Annotated in this window: 2 protein-coding genes; one reads left to right on the top strand and one right to left on the bottom strand. The window is 76.2% G+C overall.

Annotation, left to right across the window (positions count from 1 at the left end; all coding sequences use genetic code 11):
• Positions 1–259, bottom strand: a 259-nt coding sequence (locus tag AA75_RS50130) for an NUDIX domain-containing protein (RefSeq protein ID WP_158515608.1), incomplete at its 3' end; no start/stop codon positions are given.
• 100 nt (positions 260–359) lie between these two features.
• On the opposite strand from AA75_RS50130, the gene AA75_RS34175 reads away from it, so the two are divergent.
• Positions 360–797: a DUF488 domain-containing protein gene (locus AA75_RS34175; RefSeq protein ID WP_051813950.1), complete on the top strand. Its 438-nt coding sequence runs from the start codon at positions 360–362 to the stop codon at positions 795–797.
• Positions 798–799: the final 2 nt, after the last annotated feature.

Raw genomic sequence — 799 nt, 5'->3', positions numbered from 1 at the left:
CCCCGTCCAGCGACCAGTCCAGGCAGGCCAGCGGCCCGAGCCGGGGGGTGATGCCGAGCTCCTCCTCGATCTCGCGCCGGGCGGTCTCGCGCGGCGAGCCGTCCGCGTCCTCCCAGCCGCCGCCCGGGATCTCCACCGGGTGCTCGGCCGCGTAGGACACCCGCACCACCAGCAGCCGCCCCCGCTCGTCGGTGAACAGCACACCGGCCGCCGCGAGCAGGTCACGGCCGTCCTCGTCCGCCGGCTGACTCGTTGTCACACACGCCCCCTGTCGCGGTACCGCCCGTCGCGTTCCGTTGCGGACAGCATGCAGGACACCACGGCGTGCGCGCACGCGTCCGGGCGCGGTCCGCGCGAGGATGCCCGCAGCCGAACACCGCCGCCCCACCGCCCGAGGAGTGCCCGTGACCGTCGCCCTGCGCAGGATCCACGACGAACCCGCCGCCGCCGAGGGCCACCGGGTGCTGGTCGACCGGCTCTGGCCGCGCGGGGTGCGCAAGGACGCCGGACTCTTCGACGAGTGGCTGCGCGACGCCGCCCCGAGCGACGGCCTGCGCCGCTGGTACGGGCACCGGCCGGAGCGGTACGAGGAGTTCCGCCTCCGCTACCTCGCGGAGCTCGCCGACCCGGCGCACGCGGCGGCGCTGCGGCGGCTGCGCGAGCTCGCGGGCGGCCGGCTCACCCTGCTGACCGCCACCCACGACCTGGAGCCGAGCCACCTCCCGGTGCTGGCCGAACTGCTCGGCGGCCGCTCAGCTGCACCAGAACAGGATCGGCTTGCAGGTCCGGGTGGGTGAGG

The sequence above is a fragment of the Kitasatospora sp. MBT63 genome (assembly GCF_000710465.2).
Taxonomy (GTDB): Bacteria; Actinomycetota; Actinomycetes; order Streptomycetales; family Streptomycetaceae; genus Kitasatospora.
The sequence above is the reverse complement of the archived record's forward strand: the minus strand, read 5'-3'. Positions and strand labels throughout refer to the sequence as shown.

Coding starts and splice junctions, on each gene's coding strand:
- AA75_RS34175 (WP_051813950.1), top strand. CDS start 360: ATGCCCGCAGCCGAACACCGCCGCCCCACCGCCCGAGGAGTGCCCGTG.